This is a genomic window from Pseudomonas fjordensis, assembly GCF_976987115.1.
This window is the reverse complement of the sequence record NZ_OZ336860.1, coordinates 968383-990279: the sequence shown is the minus strand read 5'-3', so window position 1 is coordinate 990279 and position 21897 is coordinate 968383. Positions and strand designations below refer to the sequence as shown.

At 54.1% G+C, this 21897-nt stretch carries 20 protein-coding genes and 1 pseudogene; all 21 read left to right on the top strand.

Annotation, left to right across the window (positions count from 1 at the left end; genetic code table 11):
- Positions 1–33 precede the first annotated feature (33 nt).
- The 21 genes and pseudogenes from pilL2 (at position 34) to ACWHXD_RS04310 (ending at position 21714) form a co-directional block, all read left to right on the top strand.
- Positions 34–1173 carry a PFGI-1 class ICE element type IV pilus protein PilL2 gene (gene pilL2, locus ACWHXD_RS04410; protein WP_020303000.1) on the top strand — a complete coding sequence of 380 codons (1140 nt, stop codon included), beginning with the start codon at positions 34–36 and terminating at the stop codon, positions 1171–1173.
- Positions 1173–2981: a PilN family type IVB pilus formation outer membrane protein gene (pilN, locus tag ACWHXD_RS04405; protein WP_020302999.1), complete on the top strand. Its 1809-nt coding sequence runs from the start codon at positions 1173–1175 to the stop codon at positions 2979–2981. Before pilL2 ends, pilN begins: the two co-directional genes overlap by 1 nt.
- 3 nt (positions 2982–2984) lie before the next feature.
- Positions 2985–4315: pseudogene (gene pilO2, locus ACWHXD_RS04400) on the top strand (type 4b pilus protein PilO2).
- The gene (gene pilP / locus ACWHXD_RS04395; RefSeq protein ID WP_020302997.1) at positions 4305–4874 is read left to right on the top strand and encodes a type IV pilus biogenesis protein PilP; all 570 of its coding nucleotides are present in this window, start codon (positions 4305–4307) and stop codon (positions 4872–4874) included. Before pilO2 ends, pilP begins: the two are co-directional and overlap by 11 nt.
- 12 nt (positions 4875–4886) lie before the next feature.
- On the top strand, positions 4887–6446 hold the full coding sequence (locus ACWHXD_RS04390) for a GspE/PulE family protein (protein WP_020302996.1): 1560 nt from the start codon (positions 4887–4889) through the stop codon (positions 6444–6446).
- Positions 6436–7578 carry a type II secretion system F family protein gene (locus ACWHXD_RS04385; protein WP_020302995.1) on the top strand — a complete coding sequence of 381 codons (1143 nt, stop codon included), beginning with the start codon at positions 6436–6438 and terminating at the stop codon, positions 7576–7578. Before ACWHXD_RS04390 ends, ACWHXD_RS04385 begins: the two co-directional genes overlap by 11 nt.
- A gap of 20 nt (positions 7579–7598) precedes the next feature.
- The gene (locus ACWHXD_RS04380) at positions 7599–8114 is read left to right on the top strand and encodes a type 4 pilus major pilin (protein ID WP_032905001.1); all 516 of its coding nucleotides are present in this window, start codon (positions 7599–7601) and stop codon (positions 8112–8114) included.
- A 10-nt stretch (positions 8115–8124) separates the two neighbouring features.
- Positions 8125–9066: an ATPase, T2SS/T4P/T4SS family gene (locus ACWHXD_RS04375; protein WP_020302993.1), complete on the top strand. Its 942-nt coding sequence runs from the start codon at positions 8125–8127 to the stop codon at positions 9064–9066.
- A complete protein-coding gene (gene pilV / locus ACWHXD_RS04370) occupies positions 9056–10333 on the top strand; it encodes a shufflon system plasmid conjugative transfer pilus tip adhesin PilV (protein ID WP_020302992.1) in 1278 nt (425 codons plus the stop codon). Before ACWHXD_RS04375 ends, pilV begins: the two co-directional genes overlap by 11 nt.
- A 57-nt stretch (positions 10334–10390) precedes the next feature.
- The gene (gene pilM / locus ACWHXD_RS04365) at positions 10391–10831 is read left to right on the top strand and encodes a type IV pilus biogenesis protein PilM (protein ID WP_020302991.1); all 441 of its coding nucleotides are present in this window, start codon (positions 10391–10393) and stop codon (positions 10829–10831) included.
- Positions 10832–11758: 927 nt separating this feature from the next.
- Entirely contained in the window at positions 11759–12064 is a 306-nt protein-coding gene (locus ACWHXD_RS04360) for a hypothetical protein (RefSeq protein ID WP_020302990.1), read from the top strand.
- A gap of 306 nt (positions 12065–12370) precedes the next feature.
- Entirely contained in the window at positions 12371–12625 is a 255-nt protein-coding gene (locus tag ACWHXD_RS04355) for a hypothetical protein (RefSeq protein ID WP_020302989.1), read from the top strand.
- 97 nt (positions 12626–12722) lie between these two features.
- Positions 12723–13229: an STY4534 family ICE replication protein gene (locus ACWHXD_RS04350; protein WP_020302988.1), complete on the top strand. Its 507-nt coding sequence runs from the start codon at positions 12723–12725 to the stop codon at positions 13227–13229.
- A 97-nt stretch (positions 13230–13326) separates the two neighbouring features.
- Positions 13327–13644 (top strand): hypothetical protein, encoded by a 318-nt coding sequence (locus ACWHXD_RS04345; protein ID WP_020302987.1) that lies wholly within the window; start codon positions 13327–13329, stop codon positions 13642–13644.
- A gap of 110 nt (positions 13645–13754) precedes the next feature.
- Positions 13755–14090: a hypothetical protein gene (locus ACWHXD_RS04340; RefSeq protein WP_020302986.1), complete on the top strand. Its 336-nt coding sequence runs from the start codon at positions 13755–13757 to the stop codon at positions 14088–14090.
- A 104-nt stretch (positions 14091–14194) separates the two neighbouring features.
- Positions 14195–14848: a DUF3275 family protein gene (locus ACWHXD_RS04335; RefSeq protein ID WP_020302985.1), complete on the top strand. Its 654-nt coding sequence runs from the start codon at positions 14195–14197 to the stop codon at positions 14846–14848.
- Positions 14845–15108, top strand: coding sequence for a hypothetical protein (locus ACWHXD_RS04330; protein ID WP_020302984.1), 264 nt, complete (start codon positions 14845–14847; stop codon positions 15106–15108). Before ACWHXD_RS04335 ends, ACWHXD_RS04330 begins: the two co-directional genes overlap by 4 nt.
- 77 nt (positions 15109–15185) lie before the next feature.
- On the top strand, positions 15186–15791 hold the full coding sequence (locus ACWHXD_RS04325; RefSeq protein ID WP_020302983.1) for a hypothetical protein: 606 nt from the start codon (positions 15186–15188) through the stop codon (positions 15789–15791).
- Positions 15792–15813: 22 nt separating this feature from the next.
- Positions 15814–17271 (top strand): DUF6094 domain-containing protein, encoded by a 1458-nt coding sequence (locus ACWHXD_RS04320; RefSeq protein ID WP_020302982.1) that lies wholly within the window; start codon positions 15814–15816, stop codon positions 17269–17271.
- 101 nt (positions 17272–17372) lie between these two features.
- Complete coding sequence (locus ACWHXD_RS04315) at positions 17373–19613, top strand: DEAD/DEAH box helicase (RefSeq protein ID WP_020302981.1); 2241 nt, start codon at positions 17373–17375, stop codon at positions 19611–19613.
- Between the two features lie 193 nt (positions 19614–19806).
- Entirely contained in the window at positions 19807–21714 is a 1908-nt protein-coding gene (locus ACWHXD_RS04310) for an acyltransferase family protein (RefSeq protein WP_020302980.1), read from the top strand.
- Positions 21715–21897 lie beyond the last annotated feature (183 nt).

Here is a 21897-nt window from a genome sequence, read left to right as displayed (position 1 = left end):
GTGCCTCCATCATCAAAGGGGGCCTTTCGGCACATGATCAGGCACTTCACCACACTCTCCCTGCTCGCGCTCGTCGCCAGTTGCGCAACCCACACGCCACACGCGCCTAAACCGGCGTTTGATAGCAGCCGTAACCCGGACATGTTGACGCCGGACCTCTACCCCAGCGGCGCCGTGCCTGAAAAAGAACCGGTCGTACGCTATGGGCGTTACACCCTGGTCAGTACCTTGCCTGACTCGGGTCAGCGTGACCTAATGGCTCAGATCATTGACATCAGCATTCCTGCCAACATGCACCCCAATGTGCGCGATGCCATGCAATACGTCGTGGACCGTTCCGGCTACACGCTCTGCTCGCCCGACACCGGCCACGTCAACATCCTTTACACGCGACCACTCCCCGCAGCCCAGTACAAGCTTGGACCCATGACACTGCGCAACACGCTGCAAGTACTCGCAGGTCCGGCCTGGCAGGTGAAGGTGGACGAAGTGAATCGCCAGGTGTGTTACGTACTGCGTCCTGGTTACCAGCTCCCGGAATCATCGCGCACTGCTCCAATGCAAGTGGCAGCTACCACCACACCTTCCACTCCACTGACTTCACCGACAACGAAAAACACTACCAGCGGCGAAACGTCCAGCACCGTTGTGGTCGCCGCCGTACCCTCACCGGCGCCGATCAAAACCGCTACTGCAGCACCTGCAACTGCAACCCCAGTATCTACCCCAGCAGTGCCCGCCAAGGATGGCTCTATTACGACCTCTTCCGGGAAAACCACATCGAGCCCGGCAGTCACCTCGCCGCTTAACGCTACCACCACTCAGCCTGCAAGCATTGGGACGTCTGGAAACATTGCCCCAAGTACCTCCGTCGCGCCAAAGCCTGCTCTCGCGGTGGTAACCCCTCCAAAGCCGCTGGCCCAGATATGGACGGCGACCACTGGCTCAACACTTCGGCAAACCGTGGAAGCCTGGGCAGCTAGGGCTAAGTGGACGCTGATCTGGAAGGCAGACGACTTGGATTACCCGATTGACGCACCGCTTCGATTCGAAGGCAGCTTTGAAGAGGCTATCAAAGAGATCTTTCCGCTGTACGACTCAGCCCCTCGGTCATTCGTCGTTGACGGCAGCCCAGCACAGTTGGTGCTTTACATCGCAGAGAGGAAAAAATGATGACTGTACGCCTCTGGATTCGAGGCACAGCCTCATTACTGGTCATGGCTCTGATCAGCTCCTGCTCACTGCAGCGCGTGAATGAGTCGGCCAGCCGTGCCGAAAACGACGCAGCGACCGCCTCCCAATACAGCCGCTTCTTGCGAAATCAGCAACAAGAGCCGGCACGCGAAACCGTCGTTTTTAGTGACAAGCCGTGGGTCTCAAAACAACCCATGGTCGCCAAGCGCGGTTTGCCGCTGGCCATGGATTGCGACATTACTTATCGCCCTTCTTACAACGTTGGGATCGCAGAGGTCGCGAACTACATCACGAGCGAGTGTGGCGTTCCAGTCATCGTGGCTCCAGATGCGATCGATCCAAGCGTCCTATCCGTTCGTAATCAAGGTAACGCAGGATCTAATTCGCCTCCGGTTATGGCCTCGCCGGATAATCTGTCCAGTTTCATGCCAGCCGGTGTCATCGGCAACATGCAGAGCAACGCCCGACCTTCGGGTATGGATGGGCTCTTCGCGCCTCGTACATTCCCAGTTAAGTACAGCGGCAAGCTTTCTGGTTTGTTGAATCAGGTAACCGCTCAACAGGGCCTGGCATGGAACTATTTATCCGATGATCGCAGCGTGCACGTCACCTACTTCGATACCAAAACGTTCGATGTCTGGGCCTTTGGTGATGACCAGGTGATTGAAAGCACTGTCAAATCCGGTTTGCTGACATCCACCGGCAGCGGGAGCTCCGGAGGGGGTGGCGGATCTTCATCATCAGGCGCGTCGGGGGAGTCTGGCAGCAACCAGAGCACCACCGTCTCAATCAAAACATCACTGATTGGGGACATTGAAAAAAACGTCCAAGCGATGCTAAGCCAGCAGCCCCAGGGTCGTATGTTCCTTTCTCGGTCCACTGGAACCTTGACGGTAAGCGATCGCCCAGAGGTACTTTCCAACGTTTCGAAGTACTTGACCTCCCTCAACCGGAGCATCACACGCCAGGTGCTGTTCAATGTCAAAGTCTTTGAAGTAACCCTCACCGACAAGGATCAAACAGGCCTAGATTGGTCTGCGGTTTACACTAATCTGAGCAGCAAGTGGGGTTTTTCCCTAAAAAATGCCACCACTGGAATTACCACTAATGCGGTCTCCAGCTCGTTCAATGTTTTAGATACCTCCAAGTCACCTTGGGCTGGCTCGAATCTGATCATCAAAGCGCTATCTGAACAATATCGAGTTTCAAACGTCCGATCTCCCTCGATCACAACTTTGAACTTACAGCCTGCACCTATCCAAGTCGGTAACGTGCAAAGCTATATTGCCTCGAGCTCTACTACCACAACGGCCTCGGTCGGGTCGTCCACATCACTGACTCCCGCAACGATCACCAGCGGGTTCAACATGATGTTGCTTCCTCGCATTATCGACCAGGACAACCTGCTGCTGATGGTCACTTTGAGCATGAGCAGCAAACCCACCTTCACCCCGTTCACCAGCAACGGCTCCAGCGTTCAGACAGTCGATTACGACACCAGGAACCTGTCTCCCAAAGTCAAATTGCGCAGCGGCCAAACGTTGGTTCTGACCGGCTTTGAGGAGAACAGCGAAAACGCGACCAAGTCCGGTGTCGGTGATCCTGGATTCTTCGGCCTGGGCGGTAGTCGCATCCGCAGCACGGATCACAACGTGCTGGTCGTGCTGATTACACCTGTTGTTGATAGCGACACTGGAAGCCCTAGCGCCCTGAGTATTCCTGCAGCCAATGATCCGTGGGGCTCTTGCCCAAGCCCTTTGCTGCGTTGCAGCGCATTCAAGGGTTAAGCCATGGTCGCGGAAATCGCAAAAAGCACACGCTCAGCACGAGTCCAGGTCCTGCAGCACAGAGGGAGATCGTTCGTAACAGGTCTACGCTGGCATCCATTGGGCAGCGTCACCGGCCACATGAAGGAAGCACGGCAGTACGGCCGTGAACACCAGTTAGACATCGTCGCCATTCGCAGAACACCGGCCATCATCCAGGCGGGTTTCGTTGCGCGCAGTGACGAAGTCACCAAAGGCATGTACTCGCTCGCAGCGACCCTGGCAGGCCAGTTGGGGGACTCGTGGATTGCGGCCTGGAGAACGGACGCTGACCTTGACCAATACGCCCTTGTCGCGGTGTTTCAAGGAGGCGTGATCTCTGGCTGCGACATGATCGGCACCGGTGCCGAGGTGCGTCGGAGAGTCGTTCAGCAGCGCAGTCGGGGCATCCAGTTCAGCCAGGAGTACCTGCCTTCAGAATTTGAAATGGGTGGCCAACCGCTCGACGTTGACGAGCTGCTCCAACCCTCGCATTTGAAACGTGAGTATCGACTGAGGCCACTTGTCTTTGGGTTATCCAAAGCAGAGTTGGTGCAACTGACGATGGTTGGTGCGCTGATCGCTGCCGGCATCATCGCGTGGGTTCAATGGCAGAGTCATCAGGACCGGATAGCCAAAGAAGCAGCTTTCCAGGCTGAACAACTTCGCCTGGCAGAATTAGCCAGGCTGCAGCAAGAGTCTGGCGTGGAACAGTTGCCTCAGGCTCTGGAGCACCCTTGGGCCAAGCGCCCTTCGGTCACAGACTTCATTGAGGGATGCAGCCGCGGCATTTATCAATCGCCCCTATCCATTGAAGGCTGGTTGTTCACAAGTGCCGTCTGCGATGGTGCAAAGGTCTTGTCATCTTACAGACGCACGGGCAATAGCACGGCCGACGAACTGATACAGGCCACTCAGGGCCACTATGCTGATCGGCCGGTCTTCTTTGACGACGGCAACTCGGCCACGTTGAAACTCGACATTTCCTTGCCAGCAGCCGGTGATGAACCGCTAAAGGAAGCGATCGTCATGCTGGCGAATTTGTCTTCCTGGCTGCACAGCTTCGGCCAAAGCCCCGTTTTGAAAGAGGTGCCGGTCGTAGTGCCCATCCAGCCGGCATTACCTGGTCAACCTGCTCCCCCCCCCCACCACAGCCTCAATGGAAGCAATTCGAGCTGCGCTACACCACTGGTATTACACCAATCGACTCTTTATCCGGTGCTCCAAGTCAGGGGCTTCGTCTTACAGAAATCAAAGCAGATTACAAAGCCGACCATCTTGAGTGGTCAGTTATAGGTGACCTTTATGCGAAGTAAAATTCTGCCGTGTTTCTGCCTGGTTATTGCTGCCGGATCCTCTATTGGCTGGGCAGCGGAAAACAGTGTCTCTGGTGTCAACGTAGGAGAGCTGGCCATCGTTCAAAGTCAGACGATCCTCCTCAAGGCGCAGGCGGAAAGGGCTCAGGCTCAGCGGTCGATCAATGGCGAAGACAACCATTCAACCGCTCAGTCTTCAGCCTCATTCGTACCTCAAGGCCTACTCCCACCCCCTATCACCGTCACACGCGCCACTGATACCCAGCAAGAACTACCTGTCGTTAAAGCCATATTCGGCTCCGCAAGGCGGCTTCGTGCCACGTTGCTCTACAGCAGCGGATTTGAAGTGGACGCTGACGCCTCGTCGCGGGAACTCCCAGGCGGCTACCGCGTGGCGAACCTCACCCTGGACAGCGTGACACTGGAACGTGATGGCAAGCGCTTCCCGCTCGGGTTTTCCAATATTCCACCGGGAAGCGCCTCCAGTAGTAGCAACCCGGTCTCCAGCAGCATCCCGTCAGCCACCTCGCTGCCCGGGTTGATCCAAGGACAGCGGTGAAGGTACGAGCCAATGACGACTTTGACTGAAATACAAACTGAAGCAGAACCAGTCCTCGATGAAGCCGCTGCTGCGCTGCTGAATTCGCATCAGCAATTGCTCACTGCGCCTGGCGGATCGTTCGAGCTGAAACCGGAGTTACGTCAGCTGTGCGCATTGACCAGCGATGGAATTCTGTATGTGTCCGCCCAGCACCAAACGGATGCCTATGTCATGGCATTCGAGGATGAGTTGGAACACAAGAATCATCAGTTTGCAGTCAAGATCTGCCCTATGAGCACGATCAAGGCGCTCTACCAGGCGAATGACGACGCCAATGGCAGAGCCCTCTCGACCACCGAGACCAAACGCCAGGCGCAGGTGGTGCAGCTGCTAGGCAAAGCCCATCGGGATAATGCCAGCGATGTTCACTTTGTGGTGGGTCACGACATCACCAGGATCTTCTTTCGCATCCACGGACTGTTGTGGGAGGCGGAGCAGCATCAAAGTCAGGTGGGCCTTGAGCTCTGCTCATCCCTCTACAACAGCATGTGTGATGTTGCGAAAGACCACTACCAGCCACAAGTCAGCCAGGACGCACGTATAAAACGATCCTACGTGGATCAACTTGGTCTGTTCGGTGCCCGGGTTGCCACCAGGCCGCTCGTAGAGGGTCCTTTGATGGTTCTGCGTCTGCTGTATGACGACAAAACCAAAATGACCCTTGAGGCTCTCGGTTTTCTCCCCGAGCAAATTGAGGCGTTTAGCCGTATCCGCAGCTTTCCTTATGGCGTGAACTTGGTTACCGGCCCCACAGGATCCGGCAAATCTAAGACTCAGCAGGTCAACCTGAACCTGCTCTATGAAGAGTGCGGTGGCACAAAACACATTTTGACCATGGAGGATCCGCCCGAATATCCAATCATGGCCAACCAGTCCCCTTTGGGCTCAGGAGAAACCTGGAGCGACGGCATCACCAACACGATGCGCCTCGATCCGGACGTCCTGATGTATGGGGAGATCAGGGACCTGGCCTCGGCCCAAGCGGCTTTCCGTGGTGGGATGACCGGGCACTTGGTGTCCTCCACGTTGCACACCAATAACTCAGTGGCAGGGCTTCAGCGGCTAATCGACATGGGGGTAGACCGCTACCTCGTGACAGATCCCGCACTGATGACCAGCATCGTCAATCAGTCCTTGCTTCCCGTGCTATGCCCTCACTGTCGTGTACCTGCCGCTGCTCATCTGGACCAGCTCAACGGTGCATTGGTGCAACGCCTGCGCGGCCTGGACGCGGTCGACCTGACCTACCTCAAAGGTCCTGGGTGCCCACACTGCAAAGGTTTGAGTGTCGTTGATCGTACGGTAGCCGCGGAGGCGCTCATCACCGACAACAATTTCATGCACGTTTTTAATAAAAAAGGGGCCAGTGCAGCACGTCGTTACTGGGTGAAGGAAATGGGCGGTATCACCAAAACTGCCCACACAATCCTCAAGCTCAAACAAGGATTGGTAGATCCACGTCACGCCGAAATGATGGTGGGGCCGTTGGACTTTGACCGGCAAACCCTGGAGCTCGCCCATGCTGAGTGACGTCAGAGCGGTGCTAAACCGCTGGGCAGAAACCTTCTACGCCAAACAGTTCGGCAAGAACGAGCGAATTCAATTTTATGAAAGCCTTATGGGCATCCACGGGGATGGCGTTTCACTTGAAGATGCCCTGAATACTGTTGCGCGGGCATTCAGTGATAACGGCCAGAAACGCCACCCTGTATCGATTGCCTGTCGTGAAATCGCGCAATCGGTCAAAGGAGGAAAGTCGTTCAGCGTTTCATGCGAAGGCTGGGTGCCTTATGACGAAAACTCACTGATCGCTTCCGGGGAAGAGACCGGCAACCTGGTGCAGGCCTTTAGGGATTGCGTGAGGATTATTGAAGTACGCCAGAGGATCGGCAAGCTGGTGGCCTCAGCCACGGTTTACCCTTCGGTCGTGTGGAGCGTTATGGCAGCGCTGCTGTATGTGATCGCCGCGTGGATGGTGCCTTCAATGACAAAGCGCTCCAATCCCGATGCCTGGACAGGTGTGCCGGCGTTTCTCTACGCCCTATCGAATTTCGTGACCCACTACGGACTGGTGACCCTGATCGCGGTCGTTATCTTCATCCTCGTATCAATCTTCACGCTGCCGGTGTTTTGCGGGCTTCAGATCACGGCCGCCAGCCCGTCATGGAAGCTACAGTTGAACAAATTGCTCCAGGTCCTGAGAGTCCGAGCAGAGCGCCTTCCCCCTTGGTCGGTCTACAAGGCGCTTCACGGTTCCATCTTTTTGCTCAACATGGCCGTGATGTTGCGCTCAGGCATCAACCAGCTCGACGCATTGAAGTCGCTGCAGCGCAACGCATCTCCATGGCTCAAGGAACGGTTGAGCGCCATTCATTACGGTGTCAGTGCCGGCAAAAACTTCGGTACCGCCTTGAAACTTGCTGGCCATGAATTTCCAGACCCAATGGCCATGCATTTTCTTGAAGTGCTCGCCACCCGCAAAGGCTTCGCCGAATCGATGGAAAGGTTTTCCAACCGTTGGCTGGAGCAAACGCTCCAGCGCGTCGAGGCCATCGCGAAGTCGCTTATTGGGGTGTCCTCGATGGCCATGGGAATCATGATGATTCTGGTGGTGATCGGCATCTTCCAGTTGGCCGGCAATGTGACAGAAACGCTTAAATAAACCCAAATGAGGTCGTAAAGATGAGAACAAATACCCGCCAAAACCAACGCGGATTTCTTTCCCTGGACGGGATGTTCTGGCTGATGCTGATCGCCGTGGCACTCGGTTTCATCGTGTTCATGGGGTATAGAACGTTCGGTAGCTCGGACGTCACCATTGAACAGAGCAACCTGGGCACCTTGCTGAGCAATACCAAAAGGCTGAAAAGCACAACAGGGTACGCAACAGCCGGTACCAACCTGGCCCCGTCCTTGATCAACCTGGAGGCCACAGGTGGTATGAGCATTAACGGCAACGCCTTATCCAACCGTTGGAACGGAGCCGTTACTGTGACCAGCAACGGCATGACCTTCACCATCACCGAATCCAACCTTCCGAAGAATGCCTGCATCACGCTTGCGTCCAACATGGCCAAGGACAAACAGACCACAACGGCGATCAACGGTGGTACTGCCATTGCCGGCGAAATCACAGCGGTGGCCGCTGCGACTAGTTGCTCTTCGGATGCCAACACCATCGCCTGGACCTCGTACTAAGGAGTCCTGTGTGAGCGTGATCTCCGAAGCAGAATTCGTCGACCTGTACCTAGGTGACGATTTTGCCGATGCCAAAGGCCTACCGGGACAGGCGCGAAGGGTTGAAGCACCCGTCGAGTGGCGGACAGCGCTTGACCGCTTACGTGTGCAATGTGAAGCGAAATACGCTGAGACAAAGGATCCTGAGTTCGCTCTGATTGAAGATGGAGTAGTCCTTCGCGTCACCCATCTGCTGGACTTGAACGCAAAGCCCGTTTTCATCCTGAGCAAATCATCGGTTCAGATCCGTCCCTTGGACATGTTGGGCTTGCCTGATTACCTCCAGGACGAACTGATGAGTGAAACAGTCCGTGGCCTGATTTTTATCTGCGGCGAAATGGACTCTGGGAAAACCTCCAGCGCGGCCTCGCTGGTAAAAGCGCGTCTTGAAACCTGGGGGGGAATCTGTGTCGCTGTAGAGGACCCACCGGAACCCTATTTGAACGGTCAACACGGCAAAGGACGCTGCATCCAGGTTCCAGTCTCACGCAGGATGGGCGGCTACGAGGAGGCGTTGATATTGGCATTGCGCACCCGAGCTGATTTGTTGTTTGTCGGTGAAATTCGCGACAGTGCAACCGCCGCACAAGTCATTCAGGCGTCCATCAACGGGCACCTAATTATTTGCACCGGCCATGCCGGCAGCGTCACCCAAGGTATTGAGCGTATATCAGCCCTAGCGCAGCCCCTGCTGAGTAACGCCCGTGAATTACTTTCCAAAGGGCTTGTAGCCGTCGTTCACCAGGCTTTGTCGTCGGGCAGTGAGGGCACTCGTCGATTGACACTGCAGAGCCTGCTCTTTACGGGTTCTGACAGTGCCAGCATTCGAGAGAAAGTCCATGCAGGGAAAATCACACTGCTGGAACAAGATATCGCTCACCAATCATCAAGGAGCCTCTGGAATGACCAGTAAAACTAAACAACAGGGCTTCTTGAGCCTGGACATGGCAATCGGGTTGCTCGTATTTGGTGTCGTTGTGACCTTGGCGATGGTTTGGCAAATCAAACAAATGGATGCCCAGGATTATCGAATTGCGGCCGATCAACAGCGCACTATTTCAGAGGCACAGGCCAAGTACCTGAAAGACAATTTCAACGTAGTGCTCGCCAACGCGTCGGCGACAGTGCCAGTGCAAATTACGGTGCCGATGCTCATCAACGCTAATTACCTGCCTGCAGGTTACAGTTCCACCAATGTTTTCGGGCAGACCATCCTTGGCCTTGCCCGTAAACCCAATCCCAATCAGCTAGAAGCGATTGTGGTCACCAGGGGCGGACAGACGCTTCCGGAAATGAGTGTGCGTGCCATTGCTGAAAACCTTGGAGGACCTGGTGGTTTTATATCTACAACCAACCCTAACGTCGTTCAAGGCATCCGCGGCGGCTGGCAAGTCGCGCTGAGTAATTACTCCATTGCGCCTGGGCCAGGCCACACTGCCAGTGCACTGTTTCTCATGGACGGCGCCTTGGCCAACGATTACTTGTATCGAAATGCTGTGCCAAACCATCCCGAGCTCAACACAATGAATACTGATCTCGGTATGGGCAACCACAACATTAATAATGCGGGGAGCATCTCCGCCTCTGGCAACGTTACGACTGGTGCCGACGTGACAGCGCGCAATGTCACAGCCACCGCGAATGTGAACGCGGCGACCGCGAACGTCACGGGCGAAACGTACACGGGTGGATGGTTCAGAACTCGGGGTGACACTGGCTGGTACAGCGAAAAATGGGGAGGTGGTATCTATCAGAACAGCCCCGATTGGGTCCAGGTATACAACGACAAAAACTTCTCAACCGGCGGCCAGCTCTGGGGTGGGAAGATCACTTCAACCGGCAAAATAACGGCCTACGATCGAATCGCTACCAACGAATTCATCTCCGTCGGTGGTCTTGCTACAGAAGGTTCCGCCTGCAGCGATCGCACGCTCATCGCAAAGAGTGCAGTGGGAATAGTGCTCTCTTGTCAGAACGGCGTATGGAAAGGCGTTGGAGGCGCTGGCAGATGGGGCGGCTCATTTTGGACAGCCTCGCACACGGCTGGCGGCTGCCCAGGGCCAAATCCATATACAGGTTCATGCAGTTGTCCTGTCGGTTACAAGGCCAATAATCAGTTTGCCATTGCCATCGGAGGCTGCAATCCGTGCGTCTCTTACTCTTGCTACAAAGATGAATGAGCCATTTTCAGCCTTCTCATTCACGTAGCTAAGTCGTACACCAAAGAGATCACCGATATGACACTGCAATGGGCTGTCTTGATGATTCTAATCATTGCCACGGGGATCGTTATGGAAACCCAACAACAGGCCCAAACCGTCTCCGACTTCGCCTCCGTTGATTCGCTAGGACGGAGCTTTCTGATTTACCGATCGGCAGCCGCCGGGTTTGCGCAGTCCAATCCTGGCTTCTCTGGAAAGCCTGACGACACTGCACTGAACCTGCCGACATGGTTTGTGAAACCGCTCGGTATTGAGGCCTACATCAATGCCGGAACAACCTACACCTTTTACAACGGCACGGCGCCGGCGGGGATGCCAGCGACGCTGGTCGATCTGACGCAGTCGACTACCGTTGGCGTAAATCGCGCGGGAGTGCTTGTCTCCCCGAAAGCGGGAGTGACCGGTATCCCCATTCCATCTGTAATACCTGACGGTGCCGTCACTGCAGTGAACTGATCAAAGCCCAGGTCAACACTGGCTATGTTGCATATCGCCCAGCCTAACAACATAATGCACGCAACAACGTTTCCACCCCGTTGGCTACTGGCGGTCATCAGTAGCGCCCGGAGATGCGGTTCGCCTCATCTCCATCCCCAAAGCACGCTGAGCTCCGGGAAGGGCGTGCGGATCTGGTTCAAAGCTCTCCCTGTGTCTCCCTGTTCAAGCCAGACACGCAGCCGTCTAACTCGTGAATTGCGAGTTCAAAGGCACATAGGGCTTTGATGAGGTTCGAAGCACAGTAATCTCAGGGCCACACTGGTGTTGTGGCCCACATTTTTTAAAGCTCACACAAAGGGTAGCCTGATGATCTTGCGAAGGATTATCAGGCTACCCTTTGGTAGCTGCTTTTCCCTGCCGGTGGCCCGCCGGCGAAACGCAGGGCTCCCTTTGTGCGCGGATGCGTGCCTTATGTTTGCTGGCCTCAGCCACGATAATCGGCCAGGTGTAGGAAGTGAGACGTTCAGATCACAGCCCAGGGATCGATGACGCCTTTATCCCGCACAGGTGGTATTTTTTTCTGAAAGACGCTTAGTACTACATCCGAGAGTGACTGTTGACCCAGCTACTCTCGGTAGCTTCTCCTGCAAAATTCGATCTGCTTTGACCTCCCCGAAATATCCCTCCCCGCTTGACACATCACTATCCCCCCTTCGATGATATGGACGTGTTTTGCTGACGTCGTCAGCATCATGCCCAGGCAACCAGGATCTTTAAGGTTGCGACACGTCAATCGTGTTGATTCGCCCAAGACCGCTGAGCTTCTGGTAGCGCGGTCGGTCGACAAACGTCGATAGAAGCACCTTATGCTACTCACCTCGCGGGGAATCACTTCCCCGACAGGGCCAGTGTTTTCTCCGCATCTCAACCTGCAGGAGAATCACCATGTCCAAACTCACTTATAACTTCGGTTTCGCACTCGGCGTTGTTGCCCGAGAGTTTTTGCGTGCCATGAAGAAATCGAACATACGTCCAGCAGATAAGCCGCAGGCGAAGTCTCACGGGCAGCTTCCACCACCCTGCGTTTCTGACAGCATGGTGCGTGAAATGGATCACTTGCCAGCCATGGTCCGTGCCAAAGGTGTTGATCTGAATCTTTGGTACAAGGCTAATACTCGTGAGGTCGAAAAGCCGGTGCGCAAACCGCGTTCCCGGGGCAAGGCTCAACAGCTGACACCTGTTGCTTGCTAAACCTCTCCTCATTCACCCCAGCAGGGAAACCTCCCGCTGGGGAGGTTTCTCTGAAACCCTTCAGCTGGGGCTTGACAATCAGCAACAGGATTTTCATGCTGTGTCCATGTATAGCTGACGTCGTCAGCAACATGCCCATGTAGTCTGGATCCGAAAGACTACGATGCGGTTTACCGCATTGATCCACTCCCAAGATCGCCATAGCTTCCGGTAGCGCGATCAGTCGACTTTGTCGATGGAAGCACCTTTCCCACCCATGACGGGCCTTTCCCGTCAGGGCAGGCCTCTCACTTTTTTGGAGGTCTGATGAAAACCGAACTGGCTCTCTACCAAGCGCTGATTTCGATCAACGTTCCGGAACAGAAAGCAAATGCTGTTATTGAAGCTTTGGAGACCGACATGCAATCGCTACTCGCAACCAAGGCTGATATTGCCGCTCTTCGAACTGAACTGAAATCTGATATCGCTCAGGTCGAACTCAAACTCACTTTGCGCATGGGCGTCATGATGTCATTTACTGCCGGTGTGATTATCACCGCAGTGAAGTTCATGCTGCACTAAGCAAACCCTTTTGCTCTACCCACCCTCGCGGGGAATACTTTCCCCCAAGGGCGAAGTGTTTCTCCGCTTTCTGCTATTTCGAAATTGGAGAATCACCATGAGCACTACTCAAACCAACGAAGCCAAGTTCTTCGACCTGCACACCACCGGTATTGGTTACCTTAACCGTATCCGTGAAGTGAAACCACGCGGCAAGGGCAAGCCATTCATGGCTGTCACTGTTGCTGCATTACGCGGTTCGTCTGACGACACCGAGTACTCCTACATCGACTGCAATGTCGTCGGCGCCGAAGCTGAAAAGCTGATTCGTCGTAGCCAAGCTGCAGTTGATGCAGGAAAGAAGGTCCTTGTGAGCTTCCGTATCGGTGACATCTGGACCGACTGCTTTATCTATGAAAAGGGCGATAAGAAGGGTCAACCTGGGGCAAGCCTCAAAGGACGTCTTCTTTTTATCGGCTGGATCAAGGTCGATGGCGATACTGTCTACCAAGTCAAACCGAAAGATTCTGCTGAGCCCCTTCCTGCCCAGGATCGTGCTGCTGTAGATGACTCGGATGACAACGGCCAAGGACAGCCAGATCCTGAACAACGTCAATCAGCATGATTGAAATCATGGCGCCCCCCTGGGCGCCTTTCAATATTCATATCGAAGGGAACGCCTCCCTTCGGGATTGGTGATTTCCGAACGCTGGAGATAAACCATGATGATGAATCCTCAACGACTGCCGCTGCTGACCGAAATCGGTCTTTTAGCTGCTCAAGCTAGTGTTTACAGCAAGTTGGATAAGCTACTGCCGAGCAACCCGACACTCGATCCCGATGAAGACCCGCGCTACACCCTTACTACTGATCTTTGGTTAGAAGTACTGGATGGGGTGATCACATTGGCAAAGATGGACCATCGAGATGAATTCAATCCCGTAAACAGCCCAATGTTGTCTGAGTTCGGACTTCTCAAGGAATATCGGAGGGCTCGTTGGGAGTTGGAAGATGAGCTTATGCACCCCGAATACTACTAACCCGCCAGGAAACACTGGCTGACTCTCAAGCTGATTCCAAATCAGCATAAAGACCCATCGGGAAACCATCTCCCGAACGGGCCAGGTGGTTTTCGCACCTGGAGATTTACATGCTTACCACCAATAACCTCGTATCGTCTGACTTGCTCAAACTCCCGGTCGTTCTAACGCCTCGGGCCTGGCAAGAAGCGGTGCATATCGAAAACCCACAGGATGTATCAGTCATCAGTAACCGACTGGGCGATGTCGTCCTGGAGGCCTACCGAGAACTGCATATGCAGCCTGACTGTACACAAATCCATTTCGGGCTCTATCGATTGCTGCCTGCCGGCGACAACTCGGATCGTGTCTGGTTGGACCTAAAACTTGACCGCATAGAATCGCCACCAGGTTCATTCTATCTGTACATCTCACTCAAGGAAGAAACCCATACCTCCTGCCCATAAACCTTTCTGAACTCACTGCACCACCCCAAGCCCGACACTGTCGGGCTTTTTTCATTGTGCGAGTAATGCTCGTAGCCTTACACCCATGCAGTGTGGAGCTGCCCATGATCAACATCCCAGGCCAGTTGGCCATCCGCACTATCAGCGGCCGCAATGGCGACTTCAACGTCGGGCGGCTATCCACTTCAATCGGCGAGTTCGTTATCAAAGACGCGCTTCTCGACCAATATGATGAAGGCAAATACAGAGGCGATTTCCTCATCACTGAAATACGCCCCTCGTATTACTCAACCGCCGGCCGGTTAGTGGTTGAGATCCGGGCCAAGCTCGAAAGCATGAGCCTCGATGACGTAGACAACTTGACGGCGGAAGACGCTGCCAAGCTTTCACCAAGCGAGCCAGATCCCATAGATGAAGAATCGTCTTCAACTCAAACAAAGCCAGCGCGACAGCGCAAAACGCTCCCCATCACAACGACTGTAAGCAACGTCGACAAACCGTCATCACCAGAGGATGCCCCCTTTGGGATGCCACTACCCAGCTCGGAAAATGCCACAGCGCTAGACGCGGTACTGTTTGGCACGATCTGGCCACTGGGGGATGCGGTAAAACTTGACACCACCGTTGACCGTCAGCGCCTACGTCAGCAATGCACTCGCCTCGGCGAGCTTGGCTATGTGCTGGACTTCAAGCAACAAACCTGGAACTGCCAATCTCCCACATTGCGGGAGCTCCACCACCAAGGAAGCACTCCATGAATCCGACTTTTTCAGACATCGGTGAGCACATTCTGCTGACCGTCGAAGACCAACTGACCAACAACGACGTGTCCGATGATGACGAGATGCGCGAGCACTTCATCGAAATCGGACTGACAGAAACGCAAGCGAACGCTGCCTTACAACTGCGCCCTCTGTACCGGGTCAACCTCTACATGATAGGTCAATCGCCGTTGTTCCAGGGCGACACGACCACAAGCTTCGATCCACACACCCGCTCATTCAAGCGCGATCGATAACCCACCAACCATTAACCCCGAGGGGCAGTGTCCTGCCCCTTCTGGGCGGGGCCGCCCTCCGATCCGGAGGATGCTCAATGTCCACATCTTCTCTCACACGGCTGTATCAGGTTGACGAATGTCCTGATCTGTACGTCGATGCCTGTGCCTGCGACGCGCAGCGCAACTTAGTGTTTCTCTCGGCCTGGGGCCGTGACACGGCACTGCAGGAGTTCTTGGCCAGACTGACCCTCGGCTCCGCTGAAAACGGTCTTGACCAGTTTCATATCGTCTCCGACGGCCGGAGCCTTCCTGTCTTCCCCAACGTCGACCTGCTGGAAAAACGAACCACCCGGCAATTTCGCGGGACGTTATTCGGCAGCCTAGTACACCTCTGGCTGTTCGACCGGCGCTGCGCGCAGCCCGACCGGGCTAACCACTTCTCCTATGCCCTTCTACAGGACGGGCAATCGCCTCTTCAAAAGCTTTGGCCCCTGGTCATGGATACATGCCCATTACCGCTGCTACCGCATTGGCATAACGAAGTTATGGAAGTGCTCACCCAACACGACATGTTGCAGTCCCTACCGGGATCGTTAGGTGCTATCTCGGCCTGGCGTTTGTCGCTGCAGCTCGACGTACTCGAACCCGCCCTGGGTGATCTGATCCGCCAGGGGCTTCTCTCAACCCACGCTCAGTTTTGAGCCTTCATTCAGGAGCTTCATCATGGCCTTGATGTTCCCACGCTTGGCGCGCAACTTCGCTCGCAATGGCTACTACCCTACCGACGAAACGACTCTGGAACGGACCCTGCAGGCATTGGCCCCCTCTCCCACCGGCAAAATGCGGATCTGCGATCCATGTGCCGGCGAAGGGGTTGCCCTGGCCGAAGCAGCACATTTTCTTGGGCGAGACCGCACAGACACATTCGCAGTTGAATACGACCAGGAGCGTGCTGCGCATTGCAGGACGCTCCTGGATCGTGTGCTGCATAGCGATCTGATGGACACCATGATCAGCCGCCAGGCCTTTGGCTTGCTCTGGCTTAACCCGCCCTACGGTGACCTGGTCGCTGACCATGCAGGTGCCTCACAGTACCAAGGTAGCGGTCGCCGGCGTCTGGAGAAAATGTTCTATCAACGGGCGCTTCCACTGCTGCAGTACGGCGGGGTGTTGGTGTTCATCGTTCCACACTATGTGCTGGACGACGAACTCTGCAGTTGGCTATGCAATCACTTCACTGAACTGCGGATTTACAATGCCGCTGATCCAACCTTCAAACAGGTGGTGATATTCGGTATACGAATCCGCCGCCAAGACCTGGCTCGACCGCAAGAAGTCAAATACGTACGCGCACGCCTTCAGGCGATTGGCGCCGGGACGTTGAATGCAGAAGTGTTACCTGAGAGTTGGTCTTGGGAGCCCTATAGGGTCCTGTCGTCGACCAGCGAACTGGAGCACTTCTATCGCATCAGCCTCGAACCGGAGCAGCTAAGCGCTGAAGTCAAACAGCTTCGCGGCATGTGGCCAGACTTCACCCTGCACTTTGGTCAAACGGGTGTTCAACCACGACCACCAGTACGTGAGCTGTCCCGGTGGCACTTGGCATTAGCCCTGGCTGCCGGCGCAATATCGGGCGTCGTTACCTCGAAGTCCGGGCGAGTGCTGGTGCTCAAAGGCGATACTTACAAAGACAAGGTTCGCAAGACCGAGTTTACCGAAGACCAGGACGGTAACGTTTCTGAGGTAAGGATCCTGACCGATCGTTTCGTGCCTATCATTCGGGCATGGGACATGACGCCGGGATCTGCCAACCAAGGACGCGTTATCACCATCACCTCTTCGGCGGATCGACAACCTGAAACTGACGAGCCGATTGCACCGGCGGTCTCGGACACCACCTCACGCGTGACGTTTGAAGCTGGACAGTTGGTACTGACCCAATCGGTACACCACCTGGTGGAGCACGGCCATCTCGACCCAAGCACCTACTTGCGACGGCATTTCTCCGGTGACTGGGGAGAGCTGCCCCAGGAAGACTGGAGCAGTAACCAACGAGCCCTGGCTACTGGAGAGCGTCTGTTCTCTAGCTACGACATCGACGCCGAGGATGAAACCCGGCTCTGGATCATCACTGAAGCCGACCGAAGCGTAACAACCTTGTTGCTGCCATCGGACTACTGACCCGCTACCAATAAGGCATTCCCTTATCCAAACCTCAGGGTATTCACCATACCCCTAGGGGTGTCGTGCATGCCCTGTTTATCCTTCCAGGAGAAACAACCATGAACGACCTATCACATACCCCACTTTCACCACTTTCCATCGGTTTGACCGAATTCATCGACGAGTTCGGTGATGAGCTGCTGGACTCACTCAACCGATCAAACCCACCGGTCTACGCCGGTCACATCAACCCAGCCCGGCAACGGGTGATGGATGAACTCAAACGTCAGCCCTTTTCAGCTCAGGCCGAAGTGGTACAAGCCGTTGCAGCGTTATTGTTGGATCGTAACGAGCAGGCTGCAGTGATCAACGCAGAGATGGGCACTGGCAAAACCATGATGGCCATCGCTGTAGCCGCCGTCATGCACAAAGCCGGCTATCGCCGCACCTTGATCGTTTCGCCTCCACACCTGGTCTACAAGTGGCGGCGAGAGATTCTCGAAACCATCCCAGACGCACGCGTCTGGGTACTCAATGGACCTGACAGCCTGGTCAAGCTGCTCAAGCTGCGCGACCAACTGAAAGAGCCTTACGACGGGCGGCAGGAGTTCTTCATCCTCGGGCGCGTGCGCATGCGGATGGGGTTTCACTGGCGCTCGGTGTGTTGGCCGCGCCGTGCGGGTGGTAACCATCACCTTGCAGGTTGTCCCGACTGCGGACGGCTGCTGGAGGATCAGGAAGGCAACCGGCTAACCGTCGAAGAGTTTCACCAAGAGGAACGCCGTCGTAGCTGCCCTCATTGCCAAGGCCCACTCTGGACGCTGATGCGCCCAGGCAAAGCTGAAAGCGGAACACGCCGAGCAACCATCTTGAAATCAATGTGCCGGATTCCGACCATTGGCCCGGTGCGCGCTGACAGACTGCTGAACGACTTCGGGGAAGACTTTCTCGCCTCGATGCTGATCGATAACGTCAGCGAGTTCATCAACCTGATGGACGCTCAAGGCAATTTCATCTTCAGCGACCGTCAGGCCAAACGCATGGAACGTGCCATGGCCAACATCGAGTTTGGCTTTGGTGAAGGCGGTTACCAACCCACGGAGTTCATCAAGCGCCAGTTGCCTGATGGGTATTTCGACCTACTAGTGGTGGACGAAGGCCATGAGTACAAAAATAGTGGTTCTGCTCAGGGCCAGGCCATGGGCGTACTGGCAGCTAAAGCACGCAAGTGTGTTTTGCTGACCGGTACGCTTATGGGCGGCTATGCCGACGACTTGTTTTATCTGTTATTTCGGATCCTTACCCGCCGCATGATCGAGGACGGTTATCGACCAAACGCACGCGGCAGCATGGCCCCTGCGGCCATGTCGTTCATGCGGGATCACGGCGTATTGAAGGATATCTACACCGAGCGAGATAACGAGTCACATAAAACCGCCAAGGGTAAAAAACTCTCAGTGCGTACGGTGAAGGCCCCAGGCTTTGGCCCAAAAGGCATTCACCGCTTCGTGCTGCCGTTCACCGTGTTCCTGAAACTCAAAGATATCGGTGGGAACGTGTTGCCGGCGTACCAAGAGGAGTTTATTGACATAGCCATGTCTGCTGAACAGGCTTCGGCCTATCAGCAGTTGGCAGGAAAACTGACCCAGGAGCTTCGCCAGGCACTGGCACGCCGAGATACGACCCTTCTGGGGGTCGTACTTAACGTACTGCTGGCCTGGCCAGACTGTTGCTTCCGGCCGGAGATTGTCAAACATCCACGCAGCAAGGACACGCTGGCTTTTGTGCCGTCGATCTTTGCAGATGGGCAACGTATGCCCAAGGAACAGGCACTACTCGACCTCTGCCTCACGGAAAAAGCCAAAGACCGCAAAGTCTTGGTCTACACCGTGTACAGCGGCACTCGTGACACCACTTCACGTCTCAAACGGTTGCTGGAACAGGCCGGGTTGAAGGTGGCGGTGTTAAGGGCGTCAGTCGATACCGCCAGGCGCGAGGATTGGATTCTCGACCAGGTAGATCGTGGGATCGATGTGCTGATCACTAACCCGGAGCTGGTTAAGACCGGTCTGGATCTGCTCGACTTTCCGACCATCGCGTTCCTGCAGACGGGGTACAACGTGTACACCCTTCAACAGGCAGCTCGACGGTCTTGGCGGATTGGGCAGAAGCAAGCCGTGCGGGTGATTTTCTTTGGCTATGCCAACAGCTCTCAGATCACCTGTCTGCAGCTGATGGCCAAAAAGATCGCCGTGGCGCAAAGCACGTCGGGAGATGTTCCTGATTCGGGCCTTGATTCGTTAAACCAGGATGGGGACTCGGTTGAAATGGCACTCGCAAGACAATTGATTGCTGCATGACTGCATGGCCACCTTCGGGTGGCCATTTTTGTTCAGAAGCTAATCTCAGCTTGTCATGTGCAAAATGCCTATGCGGACGATCCTCCTCTAATCCAGAGACATCTCCGATAAAAGCTACTGACCTCGAACACCAATTTCTTGTTCAAATGCGACTCCATGGCCACTACAATGCCACCCCACAATGTAGGTGACCATGGACGCGAAGATGCAATTCCGGAAAAGTATAAATGCACTACGAGCACTGGCGGTTCTATCCGTAGTGCTTTTTCACTTCCAGATCAGTGGATTTGCTGGGGGATTCGTAGGAGTCGACGTTTTCTTTGTGATTTCCGGTTTTTTGATGACCGGAATTATCTTCAAAGGTTTGCAGGCACAGAACTTTTCCATTATAAATTTTTATGTATCGAGAGCTCGCCGCATTATTCCGGCACTCGTGGCACTATGCGCAGCACTGCTGATATTTGGGTTCATATACCTTCCTTTAGATGACTACCGCGAAACAATTCGGTCAATTAAAAGCAGTCTTTTCTTTAGCTCAAACTTTATGTTTGCCAAAACTGGCAACTACTTTGATGCACCACTGCACGAAAATTGGCTACTGCATACCTGGTCGCTATCTGTCGAATGGCAATTCTACCTCGTTTACCCACTCATTTTAATGGGCCTTCACAAGTTATTTGGCACTCAAAAAACCAAAATATCTTTGATTTTTCTCGCTATAGCTTCTCTGGCAACTTCGATCTATATTTCGAATACTGACCCGGTCTTCGCGTTCTATATGCTACCTACTCGTGCTTGGGAGCTAATCGTCGGCGGATTGGTATTTTTGTACCCGTTTCACTTCAATAGACGACTGGGATATGCGTGTGAGGGCCTTGGCCTAGCAGCTATTCTCATGAGTATTTTTTGCTTCACTGAGCAAGATCCTTGGCCGGGTTATCTAGCCTTGGTTCCTGTTCTCGGAGCAGCCCTTGTAATTTCAGCTAATTCGCAATCGATTTTTGGCAATAATCGAGCACTACAATTTACGGGCACAGTTTCATACTCCGTGTACCTATGGCATTGGCCACTAGTTGTATTCGTATACACCTGTGGCTTATTGAATAGCTTACCCCATGTGGTAGGCGCGATAATTCTCTCCTTTATAATGGGAACCCTATCCTTTTACTTCGTTGAATCGAAAACAAACAAAAATACAGCTTCACGCAAAGCAGCAATACAATACATAAGTCTAGTTGTGGTCACGGTTGGTATATCTGCCATTACCTCCTCAGTAGTCAAAGATCATCCTGAAGTAAGGTTTGCTTACGTCGACTTAGGTCGACCTGAATACACAAGCAAGCTTTATGATCGAAAATGCTACCCCAACCCTTATGGTGCTGCTGATTGCAAGCTTGGCTCTGGAGAAATATCTGTAATATTGTTCGGTGACAGTCACGCAGAATCAACTGCAGCAGCAGTGCAAATGGAGAATAAACAAGCGGCTTTGTCTTGGGCTCGTGGTGGCTGCCCGATACTGCAAAACTTTGAGATGCATGACAAAGAGCTAACTGATAAATGCCATGGTTTTATGCGTGAAAAGTTGGATACACTGGCTAAATCCTACCAGGGTATTCCCGTTATCCTATTTAGCCGGGCAGCGATGTATTTGGACACAAGCCGTGGAAATAACTATCGCACCTATATAGCAGGACAAGAGCATCTTCAAGGTCAGAAATTTATCAATGCCTACACTTCAGAATATGCAAAAACTGTTTGCTCTATCGCTAAAAATCATCCTGTATACATCGTTAGACCTATCCCTGAAATGCCTTTTAGCGTTTATAAAGGATTAAATTTGCATAAGCGTATTTTTCAACATGAATCAGACATCTCGATTTCTCTTCTGAGCTATCAGAAGCGGAATTACGACGCCAACAATGCAATAGACGCTGCTGCGAAACAGTGTAACGCCACAGTTATTGATCCGACTTCTTACCTTTGCCCAAATGGGCAATGCATGGGATCTAAAAATGGAGTGGCTTTGTACTATGATGACAACCACTTGGTTGACTCGGGCAATCTACAGTTAAAGGGTTTGTTCAGAAATATCGCAAAGTAGGTGTCCGTCACTGCGGTGCAACCTAGCTGTCCGTAGGCAAACCGTTCACAACGGCATGCCCTAAAAACAAAGCAGTCTGGAAAACCTATTTCCTGCTGCACACCAATAGCCGGTTTGAGAGGGTGTCTTCGCTTCTGCGCGAGGACGCCCATGAACCTACCACGCCCTACCCGAACCACTGTG